Source organism: Pseudoduganella sp. GW821-FHT05F09, assembly GCF_059419605.1.
In genome coordinates this window covers 397,696-413,918 of sequence record NZ_JBWKSD010000002.1, presented here as the reverse complement: position 1 = coordinate 413,918, position 16,223 = coordinate 397,696, and the positions used below count along the sequence as shown (strand labels likewise).

General features: G+C 58.1%; 25 protein-coding genes. 13 read left to right on the top strand and 12 right to left on the bottom strand.

The window, feature by feature from the left end; translation table 11 throughout:
* From traL to AC07S4_RS07140, 5 genes are all read right to left on the bottom strand, one after another.
* On the bottom strand, window positions 1-285 hold the full coding sequence (gene traL, locus AC07S4_RS07160) for a type IV conjugative transfer system protein TraL (RefSeq protein ID WP_494985980.1): 285 nt from the start codon (window positions 283-285) through the stop codon (window positions 1-3).
* A gap of 8 nt (window positions 286-293) precedes the next feature.
* Entirely contained in the window at window positions 294-617 is a 324-nt protein-coding gene (traA, locus tag AC07S4_RS07155; protein ID WP_494985979.1) for a TraA family conjugative transfer protein, read from the bottom strand.
* Between the two features lie 22 nt (window positions 618-639).
* Complete coding sequence (locus tag AC07S4_RS07150; RefSeq protein ID WP_494985978.1) at window positions 640-945, bottom strand: hypothetical protein; 306 nt, start codon at window positions 943-945, stop codon at window positions 640-642.
* A 251-nt stretch (window positions 946-1,196) separates the two neighbouring features.
* Window positions 1,197-1,688: a lytic transglycosylase domain-containing protein gene (locus AC07S4_RS07145; RefSeq protein WP_494985977.1), complete on the bottom strand. Its 492-nt coding sequence runs from the start codon at window positions 1,686-1,688 to the stop codon at window positions 1,197-1,199.
* A gap of 247 nt (window positions 1,689-1,935) precedes the next feature.
* Window positions 1,936-3,183: a DUF1173 domain-containing protein gene (locus AC07S4_RS07140; protein WP_494985976.1), complete on the bottom strand. Its 1,248-nt coding sequence runs from the start codon at window positions 3,181-3,183 to the stop codon at window positions 1,936-1,938.
* A gap of 294 nt (window positions 3,184-3,477) precedes the next feature.
* Between AC07S4_RS07140 and AC07S4_RS07135 the strand changes: the two genes are divergently transcribed.
* The gene (locus AC07S4_RS07135) at window positions 3,478-4,314 is read left to right on the top strand and encodes a helix-turn-helix domain-containing protein (protein ID WP_494985975.1); all 837 of its coding nucleotides are present in this window, start codon (window positions 3,478-3,480) and stop codon (window positions 4,312-4,314) included.
* A gap of 116 nt (window positions 4,315-4,430) precedes the next feature.
* A complete protein-coding gene (locus AC07S4_RS07130; RefSeq protein ID WP_494985974.1) occupies window positions 4,431-5,552 on the top strand; it encodes a PDDEXK nuclease domain-containing protein in 1,122 nt (373 codons plus the stop codon).
* Window positions 5,553-5,634: 82 nt separating this feature from the next.
* Here the strand turns inward: AC07S4_RS07130 and AC07S4_RS07125 are convergent, their stop codons facing one another.
* A complete protein-coding gene (locus tag AC07S4_RS07125; protein ID WP_494985973.1) occupies window positions 5,635-6,306 on the bottom strand; it encodes an SOS response-associated peptidase in 672 nt (223 codons plus the stop codon).
* A 217-nt stretch (window positions 6,307-6,523) separates the two neighbouring features.
* Here AC07S4_RS07125 and AC07S4_RS07120 point away from each other — a divergent pair, with 217 nt between their 5' ends.
* Entirely contained in the window at window positions 6,524-7,120 is a 597-nt protein-coding gene (locus AC07S4_RS07120) for a hypothetical protein (protein WP_494985972.1), read from the top strand.
* Between the two features lie 20 nt (window positions 7,121-7,140).
* Here the strand turns inward: AC07S4_RS07120 and AC07S4_RS07115 are convergent, their stop codons facing one another.
* The gene (locus AC07S4_RS07115) at window positions 7,141-7,389 is read right to left on the bottom strand and encodes a hypothetical protein (protein ID WP_494985971.1); all 249 of its coding nucleotides are present in this window, start codon (window positions 7,387-7,389) and stop codon (window positions 7,141-7,143) included.
* 225 nt (window positions 7,390-7,614) lie between these two features.
* Here AC07S4_RS07115 and AC07S4_RS07110 point away from each other — a divergent pair, with 225 nt between their 5' ends.
* From AC07S4_RS07110 to AC07S4_RS07080, 7 genes are all read left to right on the top strand, one after another.
* A complete protein-coding gene (locus tag AC07S4_RS07110) occupies window positions 7,615-8,076 on the top strand; it encodes a hypothetical protein (protein WP_494985970.1) in 462 nt (153 codons plus the stop codon).
* Window positions 8,052-8,285, top strand: coding sequence for a hypothetical protein (locus AC07S4_RS07105; RefSeq protein ID WP_494985969.1), 234 nt, complete (start codon window positions 8,052-8,054; stop codon window positions 8,283-8,285). The genes AC07S4_RS07110 and AC07S4_RS07105 overlap by 25 nt, the downstream gene beginning before the upstream one ends.
* On the top strand, window positions 8,282-8,485 hold the full coding sequence (locus AC07S4_RS07100; protein WP_494985968.1) for a transcriptional regulator: 204 nt from the start codon (window positions 8,282-8,284) through the stop codon (window positions 8,483-8,485). Before AC07S4_RS07105 ends, AC07S4_RS07100 begins: the two co-directional genes overlap by 4 nt.
* A gap of 611 nt (window positions 8,486-9,096) precedes the next feature.
* Complete coding sequence (locus AC07S4_RS07095; protein WP_494985967.1) at window positions 9,097-9,285, top strand: hypothetical protein; 189 nt, start codon at window positions 9,097-9,099, stop codon at window positions 9,283-9,285.
* A 214-nt stretch (window positions 9,286-9,499) separates the two neighbouring features.
* Window positions 9,500-9,760, top strand: a complete 261-nt coding sequence (locus tag AC07S4_RS07090; RefSeq protein WP_494985966.1) for a hypothetical protein — start codon at window positions 9,500-9,502, stop codon at window positions 9,758-9,760.
* A 1,584-nt stretch (window positions 9,761-11,344) separates the two neighbouring features.
* Window positions 11,345-11,578, top strand: coding sequence for a DUF2158 domain-containing protein (locus AC07S4_RS07085; protein WP_494985965.1), 234 nt, complete (start codon window positions 11,345-11,347; stop codon window positions 11,576-11,578).
* Between the two features lie 471 nt (window positions 11,579-12,049).
* A complete protein-coding gene (locus AC07S4_RS07080) occupies window positions 12,050-12,175 on the top strand; it encodes a hypothetical protein (protein ID WP_494985964.1) in 126 nt (41 codons plus the stop codon).
* A gap of 161 nt (window positions 12,176-12,336) precedes the next feature.
* Here the strand turns inward: AC07S4_RS07080 and AC07S4_RS07075 are convergent, their stop codons facing one another.
* The 3 genes from AC07S4_RS07075 to AC07S4_RS07065 form a co-directional block, all read right to left on the bottom strand.
* Window positions 12,337-12,609: a hypothetical protein gene (locus tag AC07S4_RS07075; RefSeq protein WP_494985963.1), complete on the bottom strand. Its 273-nt coding sequence runs from the start codon at window positions 12,607-12,609 to the stop codon at window positions 12,337-12,339.
* A gap of 3 nt (window positions 12,610-12,612) precedes the next feature.
* Window positions 12,613-13,251, bottom strand: a complete 639-nt coding sequence (locus AC07S4_RS07070; RefSeq protein WP_494985962.1) for a hypothetical protein — start codon at window positions 13,249-13,251, stop codon at window positions 12,613-12,615.
* A gap of 278 nt (window positions 13,252-13,529) precedes the next feature.
* Window positions 13,530-14,060, bottom strand: coding sequence for an SOS response-associated peptidase (locus AC07S4_RS07065; RefSeq protein ID WP_494985961.1), 531 nt, complete (start codon window positions 14,058-14,060; stop codon window positions 13,530-13,532).
* Between the two features lie 221 nt (window positions 14,061-14,281).
* Here AC07S4_RS07065 and AC07S4_RS07060 point away from each other — a divergent pair, with 221 nt between their 5' ends.
* Entirely contained in the window at window positions 14,282-14,626 is a 345-nt protein-coding gene (locus AC07S4_RS07060; protein ID WP_494985960.1) for a hypothetical protein, read from the top strand.
* Here AC07S4_RS07060 and AC07S4_RS07055 read toward each other — a convergent pair.
* Together AC07S4_RS07055 and AC07S4_RS07050 are read right to left on the bottom strand one after the other, a co-directional pair.
* The gene (locus tag AC07S4_RS07055) at window positions 14,623-15,225 is read right to left on the bottom strand and encodes a DUF6680 family protein (RefSeq protein ID WP_494985959.1); all 603 of its coding nucleotides are present in this window, start codon (window positions 15,223-15,225) and stop codon (window positions 14,623-14,625) included. The genes AC07S4_RS07060 and AC07S4_RS07055 overlap by 4 nt on opposite strands.
* 218 nt (window positions 15,226-15,443) lie before the next feature.
* Window positions 15,444-15,788 (bottom strand): hypothetical protein, encoded by a 345-nt coding sequence (locus AC07S4_RS07050; protein WP_494985958.1) that lies wholly within the window; start codon window positions 15,786-15,788, stop codon window positions 15,444-15,446.
* Between the two features lie 53 nt (window positions 15,789-15,841).
* Between AC07S4_RS07050 and AC07S4_RS07045 the strand changes: the two genes are divergently transcribed.
* Window positions 15,842-16,069 carry a hypothetical protein gene (locus tag AC07S4_RS07045; protein ID WP_494985957.1) on the top strand — a complete coding sequence of 76 codons (228 nt, stop codon included), beginning with the start codon at window positions 15,842-15,844 and terminating at the stop codon, window positions 16,067-16,069.
* The gene (locus tag AC07S4_RS07040) at window positions 16,060-16,212 is read left to right on the top strand and encodes a hypothetical protein (RefSeq protein WP_494985956.1); all 153 of its coding nucleotides are present in this window, start codon (window positions 16,060-16,062) and stop codon (window positions 16,210-16,212) included. The genes AC07S4_RS07045 and AC07S4_RS07040 overlap by 10 nt, the downstream gene beginning before the upstream one ends.
* The last annotated feature ends 11 nt before the right edge of the window (window positions 16,213-16,223 follow it).

Genomic DNA, 16,223 nt, shown 5'->3' with positions numbered 1-16,223 from the left:
TTAGCCGATGAACTCGCGTGCGGAGGAAGGTGGAAGCGTGGGGAAGGGAAACACCAGCTCGCTCGGTAGAAACCAATATGCGACGTGGACGACGTACAGCCGGTGTTTGCCGGCCTTCTTCCTGCCGAACCAGCGCACGCCCCACACGCCGAGCGCCAACCCCAGGATCAGATATCCCGACAAAATGCCGAAGACCATGCCGGTCATGAAAAGCATGGACTGATCGAAGTCCCACCAGAGAAACTTCAGTGGTTCATCGTGCTTAGAGGGGATGGCGAATTCCATGGCATTTCCTAGACGGTCGCAGTCAAGACCGAATTGATCAGGCCGGGGCCAAAGCTGATGAGGAGCGCGAGGCCCATGCCGAACACCGCTGGCATCAGATTCTGGCGTGCGGAAGCAATGGCACAGCCGATCACGAAGGAGACAACTGCCAGCACTTTGCCCAGATAGCCTGAAATCCACTTCACGATGGTGTCGTATGTGTCTTTGAACTCCTCGCCTGTCACACCGGCACTTGCCGATGTCATCAGGACGATTGCCGCGAGCAGGAGAATCGCTGCGATCACCCACTTTCTTGAAATTTGCGGCACAGGATGTTGGAATGTCGTATTCATAGCTGGGTCCTCATTGGTGGCGTTACGGGGAGGTGAATCGAACCGTCCCGTTCCGCTGCCTTGCTTGCTCCGCTTCGGCGACGCGGGTGGGGGCGGCGAGCTCTCGGCGTTCGGTGACCCGCGCGCCTGGAGACTGTTCCGCAACGATGCTGCGCATCGCTTTGGCGCGGGCGGCGGCCATCCTGGCTTTGCCCTTGCTCGCCCCGACATAGTCGGACCGAGCGATAATTTCAATGTGCGCTTCCGGATGCGCGGAGACTGCTTGCGCAAGCTGGCGCTGGTCGTCCTGGCTGACACGCGCCGAGTTGAACCCGAACCGCACTTCCAACTCGGCCGCCGCACCGCTGGGTGCCGGAGACGGAGAGCGGGCCAGTGCCGCCAACTGTGGAGGGGCGGTGGGCGGTACATGCGTCTTTGCAGTGGGAAGGGGACAGGCAGGCACCTCGCAGTAAATGTAGCGGATAGCCTGGCCGATTCCGACCTGGGTGACGCCGAGATAGACCGGCCGCGCTGGCAAAGGCGCTACCTCCGGTGCCGGTGCAGCAGCGCAGGCGCACAGCAATGCTGCTGCGCATCCCGCTAGCGCTGCGCGTCGATGCGTGTATAGATTTTCCATGCGTAGGCTATCCGTTTGTGTTCGCTCGCGGCGTTGTAGGCACCGACGGCGCGCCAGGTGTCGCCGAATTGGCGCACCTTTTTTGCGTAAATCCATGCACCCACATGGGCGTTGATGCACGGGTCTTGCAGGTCCTGTTCTGTGATGCCGAATTTTCTTTTCAGTGCGGGCAACTGGCTACTGTTGATGCCCAAACAACCGATGTCATGGCTTCCGTCCGCATTCGTCGGGTGGCGCAGCGTGCACTTGCCGCTCGATTCCTGTGCCGCGAGCGCTTGGAGAATCTTAGGGTTGGAGTGCCCGAAGCGGGCGCTGGCGGCATCCAGGCATTCTTTCGTCAGCCCGGCGGACCACGCCGGCGCGTGCACGACGCCGCAGGTGGAGATGAGCGCGACAAACGCTCTGCGCCACTGAAATCGGCCTGCTATGTGTTCGGTGTCCGAATTCACGACCATCACCTTTTGCTGATTTGAATGTTTTTTTATTAATCTTGCGTTTATATTATTTATAGCCCAGCTAACGAGCGTCACAAGGAAGTTGCGGCTTCGGTTTGATCTGGATCAATCCGCAAACTTGCGCGTGATGGAAATTTGATTTGTCGGGTGCAGAGGGACGCGATGCGCCGTGCGGCGAGCTGGCGCAAATGGGGGGCGATGCGTGTGGCCGGCCTGGCCGGGTGGTAAGCTTGAGTTGCTGCGGGGATTAGTGCTGCACAGGCTTATGCATGCAGGGGAAGGCTGGTATAGGGGTTCTGTCCGGGCTCCACACCCACGATGCCAAGCGGCTGTCGTGTATCAGCTCGTCGAGCATGCGCGAATAGTCTTCATCGGCGCATGCCGGGTTGAGGTAGAGCGCTGTCGGAGCCTGTGTGTCGGTCAGCACGGCGGTGGCCAGCGGCACGGAGAGCGGCAGGTTGTAGCGCATGCTTTTGACAAAGCGCCGCTCCTCCTTCGTCAACGCGTCGAGCAGGACCTTCTCCTTTCCGCTCTCAAACGGGATCCAGTTCTCCGTCGCCGCCATCAGTGCGATTTCGTGGATCGATGCAACGCCAGCCCGGTTGACGCCGAAGGTGGCCGCCAGCAGCAGGTGCGTGCCGGGGAAGGCATCCCACAAGCTCAATTCCAGTTCGAAGCGCTGCTGCAGCCGCTGGTGCAGCTCCTGGTCCATAACGAAGAAGTAGTCCGGCACATGCTTGACCAGGAGCTTGTAGCCGTTGCGCGCTGGCGAGATCGCCTTGACCTCCGCCAGCATCAGCATGAGCTGCCGCGCGCCCGTGCGGCCGCTGGTTTCCGCAATGGACGACAGCCGCGCCACTCTTCGCTGCGCGATCCCGTCCCGCTGATCCTGCGTATACGGTTCCGGAATGTAGAGGAGTTCGGCGAGCGCCTTTCCTTTTGCCTGCTTGCTTTCCGCTGCACGCAGCAGGTACTTCCGCATGACGCCCCAGTTCCGTCTGCCGCTCATCATGGGCGACCATTTTGAAAAGCCCGCCTGGTCCCAAAGGTAATGCAGCAAGGCGCGCAGCGTCAGCTTGGTGCCATCGGTTTGCGCGCTGTTAGGGTTCGCTGCGCCGGGGGCTGGCGCTGAGCGCGGCGCAGCCTTTGAGAGGGCAAAATCCAGCTTGAGTGTCGTGCGTCCTTCGGCCGCGCTTTCGATGATGGCGGCGCCCGCAACCTGGCCCAGGCCAGACAGCTCGGGCGGCGGCTCATATGAGAGACAGGATGGATCGTGATTGGGCCCCGTGTCCGGCATGCGTTTCAGGTAGTACCTGTCGTCGAAACGGACGATATACATTTCCAGCTTCATCCGTTCCGGCGCTGCCTGACGTCCGCTGCCATGCCGGCAGCAGCAGGCAGGCCTTGCTTTGCTGCGATAGGCAGCGGCAAGCCTTTCGTTGAATGTCGGGTCGGTTTTGTGGACGACTTCTTCGCCGAAAAGGTAGGTCGACATGCTCAGCCTCATGCGCGTCGTTCGTTGTTATGGCAGCTCGCGGCGGGCGAGCATGATGTGTTGACATTGTCCCTATCTATTTTGCTATTTCTGCGTGCGGCGGGATGGAGATATGTCAAACGATGCGCACTTTGTCCGGCATTGGTGTGAAGTGCGTGGCGATGATGCGGGAAAATGCCGTTACGGCAGCCGCGATGCGGGATCAGTTCCGATTCCTTGCAGCCAGTTGCTGCGTTTGCCCACCTACTTCCTGAATATCGTCGACGCATTATGCGAGCAAACGGACAACCGAGCGTGTTTCGTTCCATCAGCGCTGCCGTGAGAGAACTGCTGCGCTCGAACGGTGTCGCCCCTCGGCAGCAGAGCAGGGTGGTGGCGCAGATTTTGGGTTTGTGCTATTCGCAAGCGCACCGGAAGCTGAATGGCGATGTGGAATGGACGGTGGGTCAGCTCGCATTAGTTGCTGAGCATTTCGGTGAGACGCTCACCTCTATCACGTTGGGCGGCAGGGACCGGCATGCCAATAGCCAATCCCTTGGAGGGGGGCATGAGGGACTGTTTGTCCCTGGTCGCGGGGCGGGGGGGTACCGTTGCCGGGTATGGGTGGGGCGGCGGGTTCTCGCGGGCGGCGCGGACGGCTTAGTGGCTATCGAGGTGGCTGCCGGATGGCGGGTAGTGGAAGCGCACCGCTGCCCGCAGGATGCCGTGCGCCATAGCGTCAGCAGGCTGGAACTCCTGGTCGCGCCTGCGGTCCAAACGTCAGTTGCCATTGTCGGTGCTGGATCTGACTTGAACGATGGCTTCTGTCGTGCGTTGGACGGTAGCGGTGTCGCAGTTAAAACCTTTTCCCTGTCGCCTGTGCGGGAGCGAGAACTGGTTGCGACGCCATTTAACTGTTACGTCGTCCAGTGGACGCGCGGTGGTCATGCTGCCGAGGCAATGATCCGGCGTCTGCGTCTGCTGGTCGATCCTCTGGTGCCTATCTTCGTGATATCGGAACCGGTTGACGGGGAATCGGCGGACGAAGCGGTTCTGCTGCGACTGGTTCAGCAGTTGGATATTCGCTGGCGGGAACAGCCGATCAGGCTGGCCGCTCTGGCGGCCGAATTGCTTCGGGCGGTTGGGTTGTAGCGCACACCCAACTGATCTGCAGCCTTCCTTCGGCAGCCTTGGCGGCGAAGCGGCGCCGTACACGGACAGGCGGTCACCATTCCGGTCAGGAAGCCAGCACCACATTGGAGGGCGCGATGGATATGGGTTTGACCGATTACACAGCGATACATCTTCGTATCGTCGCGCTCGTCGAGGCATCGCGGCGGGCAGCGGCGCGTAATGTCAATGCCCTGATGACGGCGACCTATTGGACAATCGGACAGAACATTGTCGAGTTCGAACAGCAGGGCGTCGCGCGCGCGGGATATGGCGAGGCGTTGATACGCCGGCTTGCAGCGGACCTGACCGCCCGGTTCGGACGGGGATACTCGATGCGCAACATCGAGCAGATGCGGCGCTTCTACCTGGCATGGCCAATTGCGCAGACAGCGTCTGCGCGATTGGCCGGCCAGGATGCGCCCGGAAGCGTGTCTGTGACCACCGCCCCCGGCAGCGGGGATAGCTTGCGGTCCACTCCCCATTTTCTGCTGCCCTGGTCGGCCTATGTCCGTTTGCTGACTGTGAAAAGCGAGCATGCGCGGCGGTTTTACGAGGCCGAGGCGATGCGCTGTGGATGGTCGGTGCGCCAGCTTGGCCGTCAAATCGACAGCATGTTTTACGAGCGCGTGGCCATGTCGAGGAACAAGGCGAAAATGCTGGCAGAGGGGCCGCAACATGCCGACTCTGGCGAGATGTCGCCGGAAGAGGCCATCAAGGATCCTTTCGTCCTTGAGTTTCTCGATTTGAAGGACGAATACTCAGAGTCCGAGCTGGAAGAGGCCTTAATCCAGCATCTGGCGGATTTCCTGCTCGAACTGGGGGATGACTTTGCATTCGTGGGGCGGCAGCGCCGGCTCCGGCTAGACGATACCTGGTTCCGGGTGGATCTGCTGTTCTTCCATCGGCGGCTGAAGTGCTTGGTCGTGATCGAACTCAAGACCGGAAAATTCGGCTACGCCGACGCGGGCCAGATGCATCTTTACCTCAACTACGCGAGCGAACATTGGATGAAGCCTGGCGAAAACCCGCCGATTGGACTGATACTCTGCACCGCCAAGGGCGCTGCGGAAGCCCACTATGCGTTGGATAAGTTACCCAGCACGGTGCTTGCGGCAGAGTTCCAGATGGTGCTGCCCGACGAGGCGCTGTTGGCTGCGGAACTGGCACGCTCGCGTGCGGAGCTGGAAATGCGCAGCGACCTCGGCGGCAGCCAGTAGTCCGCCTTGCCGACGTCAGCGTCGGGCCAATCGTTGGCGTATCCGGATTCAGGTTAATTGCATTATCAGGCGGGGTTACGCTCTAAAACTCGAGCGACAGGTTGTTCCCGTCTGTCGCAGCCGACGCGTCGATTTTCTTGGCGCGCGGAGGGACAGCGCATTCCCACGATGTCATGTGCGCCGAGGGGAAATGGCGCAGGAAGCTGCGCGCATACTCAGGGTCGGCGCAGTTCAGCCAGTCGTCCCATTCGCTTTGCGGCACGATCACCAAGGCGCGTTTCTCGTCGCCTGGCTTGTGGAAGCGCCGCATTAGTTCGTGTTCGTCCGCGTTGATGGTCAGCTGCGTGAACGAGTATTCGGAACCTCCTTCGCCTTCCCACTCCCGCCATAAGCCGGCGACCGCGAACATGGATTTGTCGGCCATGCCTATGCCCCAGCGCACCGCTTTTCCGCTCTCGTAGCACGGTTCATAGAAGGCGGTCATCGGTACCAGGCAAAGCTGGTTGCGCTTCCAGGCGCCGGAGAAGGAGCGCAGCTGGCCCACCGTCTCGGAGCGCGCGTTCATGGTGTCGAAGGGGCGCACGCCGGCAGGGATGCGTTTTCTTGGAACCATGCCGTAGGTGGCCAGCAATCCCTGTTTTTCGCTTTGTGCGCCGCGGCGAATGATGGGCGCGCCATAGTCTTTCCAGGTTTCCGGCTTCCAGCGCTCGACTTCATGCAGGTCGATCAGCGTGCCCATGACGGCGTTCAGCATTTCTGGAGTGGGGGGCTGGAAATTGACGCACATGATGGCCGGTAGTGTAGGTTGATGGCTAGATGATAACCCCTTTGTCGCATCTGATACACTGTATATAAATACAGTTATTTGCGAGGGCAGGATGAGGGTTTGGGTCGCGAGGCGCCGCGAAGGGGGCGCGCTGATAGGGCAGGCGGTGCCGCTTTGGGGGACGCCCGAGCCGCATGAGCTGCTGGTGCTCGACGTCACAGATCAGGGACAGCGCAGGCCAGGCAAGGTGGCCAGGCTGTATCCGACCGGCGTACGCAGGGCCAGCGTGGAACTGGTGGCGCCCAAGATGGTCTGGTTCAATGACTGGCAGTTCGTCCTGAGCGGCGTGGAGTACTTGGTGGGCGAGGCGGGGCAGAGGGGTGTCGCGCAGTCGTGGATTTGCCGACTGGCTGTGCCGTTTGGCGTAAATAGGCTGAAGGCCGTGTACATGTTCCAGGCCGGCGTGGCGCTTGAGCGGCGCATGTTGGCGGACAGGTTCGCGCACGGGACGGCGGGGCGCCTGATGATGAATAGTGCATTTGAACGCGAGTTTGGGCGCTACGCGACCCGCGCCAACATAGGAGAGAAGGATGCTCCCCATTGCCAGGCACAGCTTGTGGAATGCAACCTCGACTGGATGGCTGAGGACAGGTTCTGCCTGTCAGGATTCGAATCGAAACGCAGGAATGAATCTGCGCCCAGCGAGCTGCTACGACAAGGCTGGCTATGCAAATTTGATTTGGAGCAGGCGTTGCAAGGTGACGATGCAAGAGCCGGGCGAAGGACTTTTCCCCAGCATTGAATCATTGCGTATGAGAGTGATCAAGAATTTGCGGGTAGGTTGGGTGATGGCGATAACACGCCAACGTCCGCGTTGCGCGCGCCGTTGCGGCGGACACGTGTGCGGCGGTCGTAGCGGGATGTTAAGGCATCACTGGCGAGCTTGACGACCACGCCATGCCGCAACAAGAACAGGATTGCGGCGTTGCGGCTGAATGCTCGCTGGAAGTGCAGCGCTTGGGTGATCAGTGCGGCGCACGCGGTATTGGATCGGCGGTCGTGGTACGGCATAGTGGTCTCCCTTACCTCCTCAACATAGCACTTTGGCGGTAATCAGCGACGAAATATAGCCCCGCATTGATATCAGTCATATAGACAGTCTGTGCTATGCGTAAAAATACGACCTTGGACTGATGTGCGGACGACGTGACAGCTTGGGCGTCCGTTTCCGAGGAGTAAGGCGCTACCTTGTTCGGTGTGATAATTTCAGAGTATGCTAGTTTGAGTTGAATACTATTGATTAATCATCTGCTGCAAGCGCTGCAGTCAGGCGCGAATCCGCGTGAGGGCTGCGCTCTCGTGGCATGCGTCTTCGGCGCTGGCATGCTGCTGACCGAGCTGGCACCTTTTCCGTTGAATGCATACCTCAATCCTAATGATTCTGTGCGCGACGAATCGGAAGTGACGCCGGACATTGCCTATACCGGCGATGAGCACCGAATATATTGGGCAAACGAGAAGGTGATTGACATCATCGATAAATATCTTGCTTACCGAATGGTGCGCCTCCATCGCATCAAGATCAAGAGTGTCGCGTATCGTGGGCTTGATTCTGACGCGCTGCTGTTTCTGACCGACGAGAGTGAACCGTACAAGTTGATGCGACGGCTCCCAGGTACAGGGGTTCTAAGCTACTCCTGGGCTAGCCTAGTCAGCTATTCCGCAAACTGTACATGCAAGCAGGCATCGAGGATGTGAGTGCCATGGCGGCCCCCCGCGCGTTGGCTGTGCGCCCAGCTACAGAGAGGCGGCTGGTGGAGCTTAACTACATGAAAGTGTTGCTTGACATGAAAGTGTTGCTTGACATGAAAGTGCTGCTTGACATGAAAGTGCTGCGGGCAACGACGGCGCTTATGGATGCCGACCTGGTGCGGTTTGGCAAACTCGCGGCGGCAATACTTTCATGACGAAGAAACCAAGCCAGCAAGACTTTTTACGCGACGCCATGCAACGTCTCGGCATGACGAGAGACCAGTTTGCAGCCCGTATTGCAGTGCCTCGTAAAACCCTCGACAACTGGCTTTTGCCGCCAAGTGAATCATCGCGGGGTATGTCCGACATGGCTTGGAAATTTATCGGAGAGATATTGGAGCGAGAGGCGAAATAGTTCTTGAATACCCTCAGTGAGGGTATATGCTGATGGATAGGGAAGCGCACTTCTAACTACAAAGCGGGCCGAGAACGTGTGGAACAAAGTAGCGTCGTTGCATCCGCTGCTTAGTGAATGGGCAGCCTGTTGGCGATGATGCGCATCGTGCCCTAAATCGAATCGGAAAGATATGTTCTGATTTGTCGAAGGTGCTCAGCGAACTCGAACGAAATCGGAGTGTCTAAGTAGGCAGTGCCGATGAGCACACCGAAATAGCCTACGGAAACTATATTTAAAGAATCGCATTAGGGAGAAATATGCTATGAATTATTTCAACTCGTTTTTTGCAATTTCTGTCGCACTATTGGTGCCTACCCAGAGGAGGTCATCATGGCCCGTAGTAAATTGTGCTTCCTTTTGACGTGGCTTCTATGCATGCCTGGTTTGGTCGTCGCGACTTTTTCGCCAGGGACGCTCAACCGTCTAGTTTCGCCCACGCTAGCCGTTGTCTGGATAGGTGCAATCATCGGAGTGGGGTTGGCCGGATTGGCATTCTGGATGCTGGACGACGCGTAATCGATTTCCCACCTCGGAAAATACCGTATAAACGGTTTATAAGGAAGCAGAGCATGCTGAATGAACTGCAACCAGACCTGCGCGAATTGATTTGCTTGGTGCGCGCGGTCGAAAACTACGACGCGACCATGACGACCGCTGCGCTGGCCGGCTCGCCTATCCCTGCCGGCGCGGATGCTGTTGCTGAGCGTGCACGCAAGGGCCAGCGCATCGAGCAGCTGCGCGGCAAGTGGAACATCTGACCCGAGGAGTACGCAGAAGTGGCTAACCCACACCAGCTTCACCCTGGCCGCCCACGAGGCGGCTTTGGCGCTGATAAGGGATACGCGGCGATCCAGTCGGCATTCGCGAAGTGAGAAAATTCGCCCCTACCAGTACCCGCGCCCGGCTTGACCGGGCAGCAACACTGAAAGTGCCGGGCGCTTTGTCGGGCCAAGACGGAAGTGAGAAGGAGCCATGATGAACAACTTTACCAAAGCAGTCCTCGTCGCTGTTGCCATCGCAGTGGCAGCCATTTTAGGCAAGCGCATCGGCGACCAGATGTTGATGCTGGTAACCGCTGAAATGCGTCCTATGACTGCTAGCGATGTCCAGATCTTCGTGGTCAGCTTGTGCATAGTCATACCCCTCCTGTTTCTGACCACTAGACGCTCAAAGGCCAATCAAATTGGCGAGCAGAGCTTTGCGAACAAAGCCTCAGACAATGAAGCCAAATAGTCGGGAAAATCCGACGGAAGACGTTAGCGGCGTGTCGATCCAGCGATGCGCGTAGCCTTGCTCAGTTTTGTGCTCTAGCTTGGTCAAGATCAGCTGCCAATCGCTGGTAAGTCGCCAGAAAGAATGATATATTGCCGCAAGGAAAACATATGGAATTCTCGTGAGCAATAACGAACAACTTGACCAGGCCGTGCGCCAAGCCTTTCTTGCTAGCCCGCTGAATCGAATGTTTTCGGACGGATTGGACTCACTGCACGGAAATCCGAATGGCACGACCTTCGCCCACAAACGAGTCGGGGATCCAGTGTGTCTGGATGACACTGGTTCGCTACTTGATGCGGGAGCAACTATACTTGAGGCTGTATTGGGGCCTTGTACACCGAAGAGCTCCCTGCTTGAGATGGACGTGTCCGTCAATGGCACCGAGTACTGCCTAAGCCTGACGGGGCCGCCTCTAACCGATGTGCGGAGCTGGTCTGTCGTCCGTCGGGAAAACGTAAATCCTAAGGCACATCGCGCTATCGCGTCCACAGTTTTCCTGTAGGCGAGGAGGTTGGATAAGCGCTCGGAAAACGGATTGCGGGTTTCGGCTGCGGCGTGCGCAGCTAGCGCGAAGAGCATGGTATAGTCCCGGCCGGTTGGGATTTTTGGGATCATTGCTGGTATTTTTGCGGGGATTTGGAGGGGGCGAGTGGGGGACGTGTCATAGGGAGGCGAGCCCCTCTGTACACCCTGAATGCCCCCCATTGATAGGTTCATAGCCTATCGGGGGTTCGAATCCCCCTCTCTCCGCCAGAATAAAAAAGAAGGCCGTCCGCGAGGACGGCCTTTTTTTATTCTGGCGAAGAGAAGCAAGCCGCCTGCGCGGCTTGCGCGGGGGATTCGAAAGCGGTCGCCCTGCAGGGCGCCGCGCGGTCGCGGGACGCGACCGAATCGCCCATTTGCTTCCCGCTGCGCGGGAAGCGCCGCGCGCCGAGGGCGCGCGCTCGTATCCTCATTTCAAGCCTTTGGCTAACCGAAGCCCCACACCAAGCATTCCCCAGAGTGGCCGAAGTCGCCATCTTCGTACTCACTGTTAATTTCCTCAATTCTGACGGGGAGCAGGAATTCAGTGGATCGTTACACAATTAAGCCATAGGATGTATCCGGTTTTACGGGGCAGATCTCCGTATTCCTGTGCGACTCATGTGTGATGGACAAATGGTAATGCGCGCCGTACACTTAGTTTTCATCCGGGAATAGGCTGCGCTATGAAAATTATCAAAATCTTGGCCGATGAGAACAAGCGGCTGGACCAGACCGAAAGGGAATGAGCGGTGAGGCAGCGCGCTGGCGAGCTCAGGCGCCGCGCCGCTGGAAGTAGGGCTTGGGCATGAAGTAGCTGCAAACGATCAACCGAAGCAAGAATATCAGCCGGGTGCCGCCTTCTGTCCTTGTGCCAAACCGGCCGCCAGGACGCTGTAACCCGGCATCCAGTTCACTGTATGTGCGGTACCCGGCGCGCTGCGGCAATCCGAGGAGAACGTAGAGCAGCAAAGTAGTAACTTGCATCATAGCAAGGATATAATGCATTTTCGATAGTAAATGCGGAGATGCGAAATGGCGAAGATTGAGAAAGGGATGGTCGTCGAGTTGATCAGCGGCGGGCCGCCGATGTCGGTAACTGACCTCGGGGACTATGGGCCAGTTGGGCCAACCGACGGTGCCAAATGTGTTTGGATGGATGTTAAGTCGAACCGCTGTGAGGACGTATTCGATATAGCTGTTTTGAGACCACATATCCCGCCAAGTACGTCTGGGAAAATAGTGCGCTCATAGTCTCGCACGCCCACCTCTCCGCCAAGCCGCCTACGGGCGGTTTTTCATTTTGAGGCCAAACACCATGCAATTCGGTACATTCAGCGTAGGCGACCGGATACAGGTCTATGCGCCAATTTGCATTCTGTCATGCTCGGCAATAAGATCATGCGGAGCTCCGGCGGTCCGGAAATGACGGTCTACGAGACCGCGCCAAACGCGATGCTCTGTGTCAGTGGTTGAATGGGGGATAACGCGCTGCAGTAGGCCGCGTTCCCACTCGTTTGTCTGACCTGCTTCGGGGCGAAATAACTAGCCGGGACGCTGTGCCCTGCACCAGAGAGAGTCTCCTCCGTCGCTATCAAGCGCCGGCCTTCGCCGCTGGCTGCGTCACTACGCTAGTGTAATGACCCAGCAAAATCTGCTCAAGTTACGCGGCTAATGCAAAAGCTGCCGCAGCGGTTTCGTGAACAAGCTGCTGGAGGATGTGCGATGAAATTTCTTGTGATTGCCGTGCTGCTGGCCGGCTGCGCCAGCGCGCCGCCGCCTGCCACACAGATCGCCAAGGTGGGCGTCTACGTGCCCTGCGTTGTGAAGCGGCCGCAGCAGCCGGTTTAAGAGTTCGACAAACTGCCAGCGGACGCCAGCGACGGGGGGGGGGGGGAGATCGTGGCGCTTGCACGCGACTGGGCGTGGGCGCGAGCATACGAACTGAAGCTTGAGACGGCGCTGGTGGGGTGCGTGTGAGCGAGAGAAGAATAAGGAACGACAGAAAATACTTACTTCTTCAATTTCAAAAGCGCTCCTGCTGAATAATGTCCAATTATGACACCTAGTACTGATAGAGTGATATTAAGCCAAATAGGCAGGCTGGCTACAATGGATAATCCACTTGCTGCAATAGCAAACATAAAAGCAAAATACTGACTCATCCCCTTAAAACGGTCACGGTCAGCATCGTCAAAAATGAAGCCAGATACGAATGGCCAATCCCAAGCTCTGGTGAGAATTGCCTCCGTCTCCTGAATAATCTTGCGTATTGATTTTTTCATGCTTTACTCCTTAGGAGCTTCGCCAATTACGTCGCGAGCAGACTGATGAAGTGCTGCAGCCCCTACTGCATAGCTAATTGCGGCATGAGGATACCCAGGAAGTGCATACGAATTACCTATAAAACACCCTGTTCCAAAAAGTGCGGAAGTCACAGCTTGACCGATATTCCGTTTTCTTTTCTTCTTTTCAATTCGATCAGGGTTTTGGCGCTGCTCTGTAACCTCGATAATTGCCTTGTTATGTAACTCGGTTAACTGGGAAATCATATTGTTTGGCGATTCTATTACCTCAACTCCGTCCTCAAGTATTAAATTTGTGTCAACAGCCAATGCAACAGAACTTTCTCGCAACCCATATTCAGAAGCCAAACTAAACTCTAATCGAATTGCAATTTCATTAATCTGCAAACACGCTGACGGCTCGCCAAGCGTTGAGCCAGCAGCAATGACACTAGAAATACGATCAGCTACGCCTGGAGTCAGCAAAGCTCTCACCAGTTCATCTTTGGCAGTATCGAAACGCTCTCTACTTGATTCCGGCGACGGGTGGCCCCTCAAAAACAACGAGGCAGCTTTTCGATACTCCCTTATCGCAGCATATGCATCGAGTGTCTTTGAGTCCCAAGTAGAAGATCTTCCCATAACACCCCCTGTGAACAAACAATTGAGCGGATCTCGCTTGACTCCAACTCAAGCACGAATCATGCCAAAAACACAATTTTCTTAAGTATCAATATGTTAGCGGTCAGGGTGTTCGACTATCATATTGCATAGTGTAAATTTTTTCGACACAAATATATTTGTTAATTATTAATCTTGTCGAAATTTGACGTCGCACAGTATCAACCCGAGAGACTCTGTTCTGCTATTAGTTGCGCACCCTGATTCCGCACGTTGCCGATGGCGCGGTCCACTATGAACTAGGCGAAGCTGTCCGGCCCCAGTGCCATTGTCCGCGCCAACTCGGCGGTCTGCTCGCCCGAGATCTCCGGGTCGAGCCAAGTGGCCGCGTCGGCGGGCGTGAAGACTACCGGGCGCCGGTCGTGGATGTCGACCATGCCGCCTTGGGCGTCTGCTGTCACCAGCGCAAAGCCGGTCCCGGCCGCATGCTCGGTCGGCTCGCCAAAGCAGGCAAGGGCGGCCATGTACAGCGGCGCGCGGTCGGCGCGGTGGATGTGCCACGGCTGTTTCTGCCCCTTCTCGCCAGTCCACTCATACCAGCCGTCCGCCGGCACGATGCAGCGGCCGCGCTTCAACAGCGAGCCCCAGTAGCGGTTCGTGATCTTCTCCAGCCGCGCGTCCACCGCCACAGGCACCTTCTCCCGCGCCCAAGCTGCCTGATAGCCCCAGTGCACGTCGTCCAGCACCAGCGCCGCGCCCTCGACATGCATCACCGGCCGGCGCATCGTCGGCGCCACGTTCCAGCACGGCTCTGCCTGGCTGCGGTTCATGAGCCCATTGCCCCCCCCCGAAATTGCTTAGCGCGAGGGCATTCTGGTCGAATCGTCCGCACGTCAATTCTGCTTCGACTTCAACGCGCCTAACGATGTGACGGCGCGGCCCTGCTGTGGCAGGCACCAAACTGCGAAGCTGTGCAGACGATCCATGCCCCTACTGGGCGGCGAGGGCGCTGGTGGAGAAGGAGGAAGCCCGCGCCCACTGGAAGGTTGGCATGGTCACGAGCCTGCCGCTGTTCTGCGAGATCGAGGGCGTCGGCCGCCGCTACACCCAGATGCTACCCGGCGTGATCGAGGCGATCACCGGCGACCTGGTCAGCGTGCGCATCTACGCGGCGCCGGAATACGGCCCGTGGATGGAGGGCTATCCGCTACACCGTGAGCTGGCCGTCAACGTGCCGCTGTCGGAACTGGGCAAATACCACGGCAACAACGAGCTGCAGCGGCTGGTCGATGAGGGTAGGTTGGCGACGGGCTGCGAGCAGCTAGCCGCCGAGGTGCGCGCCCGCCACGCGGCGGCAATATCCGCGAGCGGGTGTGAGATTGAGAGGATGAATTAATGCGTTCCTGCATCTTCAGCCGGCGCTGGCACGGGAGTAACCAAGTGCATCGGTATTGGCTTCGTTCCATTCAGGACACCAGCCAGCCCCGTCCGAATGTTGCCCCACTCCGTATCGGCTGTGCTGTGCGCCTCCGGGCTATATCGCCGATTTTGGAGGTCAATGGACTCAAAATCGTACCCCTGAGCAATTGCGACTTGCGCAAGCAGGCTATTGAATTTGTCAATTCGGCTCTGGAAAAGCATTGCTCCTTGCTCGGGCGCGCCAGCAGGAGGATTTGGCTTATCCAAAACGTCAAAGTACTCGTGCCAGGCTCGGCTAACTGCCTTCTCGGACTTCGACTGATGCCGGAAACCGAAATACCGGCTTCCATAGTAGGCGATGTCGATCATGTTGAGGGCTTGAACATGATCGTGGGACAACTTTGCTGCGCGAGTTGCCATCAGCGTCCGAAAAATTTGTTCCTTCAGAGCATTCTTCGCGGAGCGGCGCTCAAGCCACTTTTGAGCCTGGACAGCCAGCACCGGCCCCAGGATGGTTGCCACGACGACAAACCATTCTCCCAGTCTTACCGCAGGTTCTACGGCATCTGCAGCCATGAAATGCTCCTGAAGTTATCAAAAGGAAATATTACCATGTTCTACGACCTCGCCCGCGCGGAGCGCCAGCACCGCGCCATCCAGGCCGACAACAAGCCGCCGATGCACTTCGCCATGCGCACCTGCACCGGTGCGTGCCGGCCGTCAGTGCTCGGTTGGCCAGTTCGCGGGCGGCAGCACCGTATGCGTGAAGTGTGTACGGAGGGCGGCGTGAACGCTCAGCCTTTGAATGCCGCTACCGCCTGGCCGATTGCTGCAATTGCAGCGATGAGCGCAAAGACACCGGCGACTCGCGTTGCTTTCACGGATTCTTTCGCCTGCTTTGCAGATTCAAGGGCGGCGTCGGCAGAGGCCTTTGCTGCGGCGATGGACTCTTCCGCCAGTTTTAGTTGCTTCGCTTCCAATTCCTTTGCGGCAGCCAATTCCAGTTCGTTGACCCATTCTGAAACATATTCACGACGCATTCCTAACGCATTTAGTGTGAGGTGCGCTTTCGCCCAAGCCATTCCTTTTTTGTCGCATTCTTTGCGGATCTCAGCTCGTCTGACTTCGGCTTCGGTCATCCCGTATGGGTATCCGGACATACAGCAACTCCTTGCTAAATGGAAATCTTAGCATGAAGCGCTCACCCCTCAAGCCCGGCACCAAGCCGCTGGCGCGCACGGCATTCAAGCGCCGCACCCCGATGTCCACCACCGGCATGCTGTCCGTGCAGGCCCACCAGCGCGCGGCGCCGGCGCGCAAGGCGGCGATGAAGTCGAAAGATCCGCGCATGACGCCGACCCGGCCACCGCGGTGCTGTGCAATTCGCCATATCTGGCCGACGGGCGCGGCATGGGCCTGAAGACGCCGGATACGGCCGCCGCGTTTGGCTGCAGCGCTTGCCATGACGTGCTGGATGGACGCGCGCCGGTGCCGGCCGGCATTACCGCGCTGTGCCGGAACATGGACGGCACAGCGCTGAGGAAGCCTGGGCCATCGCGCTGACCAGCCACGAG

Coding starts and splice junctions, on each gene's coding strand:
- traL (WP_494985980.1), bottom strand. CDS start 285: ATGGAATTCGCCATCCCCTCTAAGCACGATGAACCACTGAAGTTTCTC.
- traA (WP_494985979.1), bottom strand. CDS start 617: ATGAATACGACATTCCAACATCCTGTGCCGCAAATTTCAAGAAAGTGG.
- AC07S4_RS07145 (WP_494985977.1), bottom strand. CDS start 1,688: ATGGTCGTGAATTCGGACACCGAACACATAGCAGGCCGATTTCAGTGG.
- AC07S4_RS07140 (WP_494985976.1), bottom strand. CDS start 3,183: ATGTCGACCTACCTTTTCGGCGAAGAAGTCGTCCACAAAACCGACCCG.
- AC07S4_RS07130 (WP_494985974.1), top strand. CDS start 4,431: ATGGATATGGGTTTGACCGATTACACAGCGATACATCTTCGTATCGTC.
- AC07S4_RS07125 (WP_494985973.1), bottom strand. CDS start 6,306: ATGCTGAACGCCGTCATGGGCACGCTGATCGACCTGCATGAAGTCGAG.
- AC07S4_RS07115 (WP_494985971.1), bottom strand. CDS start 7,389: ATGCCGTACCACGACCGCCGATCCAATACCGCGTGCGCCGCACTGATC.
- AC07S4_RS07105 (WP_494985969.1), top strand. CDS start 8,052: ATGCAAGCAGGCATCGAGGATGTGAGTGCCATGGCGGCCCCCCGCGCG.
- AC07S4_RS07100 (WP_494985968.1), top strand. CDS start 8,282: ATGACGAAGAAACCAAGCCAGCAAGACTTTTTACGCGACGCCATGCAA.
- AC07S4_RS07095 (WP_494985967.1), top strand. CDS start 9,097: ATGCTGAATGAACTGCAACCAGACCTGCGCGAATTGATTTGCTTGGTG.
- AC07S4_RS07090 (WP_494985966.1), top strand. CDS start 9,500: ATGATGAACAACTTTACCAAAGCAGTCCTCGTCGCTGTTGCCATCGCA.
- AC07S4_RS07085 (WP_494985965.1), top strand. CDS start 11,345: ATGCGGAGATGCGAAATGGCGAAGATTGAGAAAGGGATGGTCGTCGAG.
- AC07S4_RS07080 (WP_494985964.1), top strand. CDS start 12,050: ATGAAATTTCTTGTGATTGCCGTGCTGCTGGCCGGCTGCGCCAGCGCG.
- AC07S4_RS07075 (WP_494985963.1), bottom strand. CDS start 12,609: ATGAAAAAATCAATACGCAAGATTATTCAGGAGACGGAGGCAATTCTC.
- AC07S4_RS07070 (WP_494985962.1), bottom strand. CDS start 13,251: ATGGGAAGATCTTCTACTTGGGACTCAAAGACACTCGATGCATATGCT.
- AC07S4_RS07065 (WP_494985961.1), bottom strand. CDS start 14,060: ATGAACCGCAGCCAGGCAGAGCCGTGCTGGAACGTGGCGCCGACGATG.
- AC07S4_RS07060 (WP_494985960.1), top strand. CDS start 14,282: ATGGTCACGAGCCTGCCGCTGTTCTGCGAGATCGAGGGCGTCGGCCGC.
- AC07S4_RS07055 (WP_494985959.1), bottom strand. CDS start 15,225: ATGGCTGCAGATGCCGTAGAACCTGCGGTAAGACTGGGAGAATGGTTT.
- AC07S4_RS07050 (WP_494985958.1), bottom strand. CDS start 15,788: ATGACCGAAGCCGAAGTCAGACGAGCTGAGATCCGCAAAGAATGCGAC.
- AC07S4_RS07045 (WP_494985957.1), top strand. CDS start 15,842: ATGAAGCGCTCACCCCTCAAGCCCGGCACCAAGCCGCTGGCGCGCACG.
- AC07S4_RS07040 (WP_494985956.1), top strand. CDS start 16,060: ATGGGCCTGAAGACGCCGGATACGGCCGCCGCGTTTGGCTGCAGCGCT.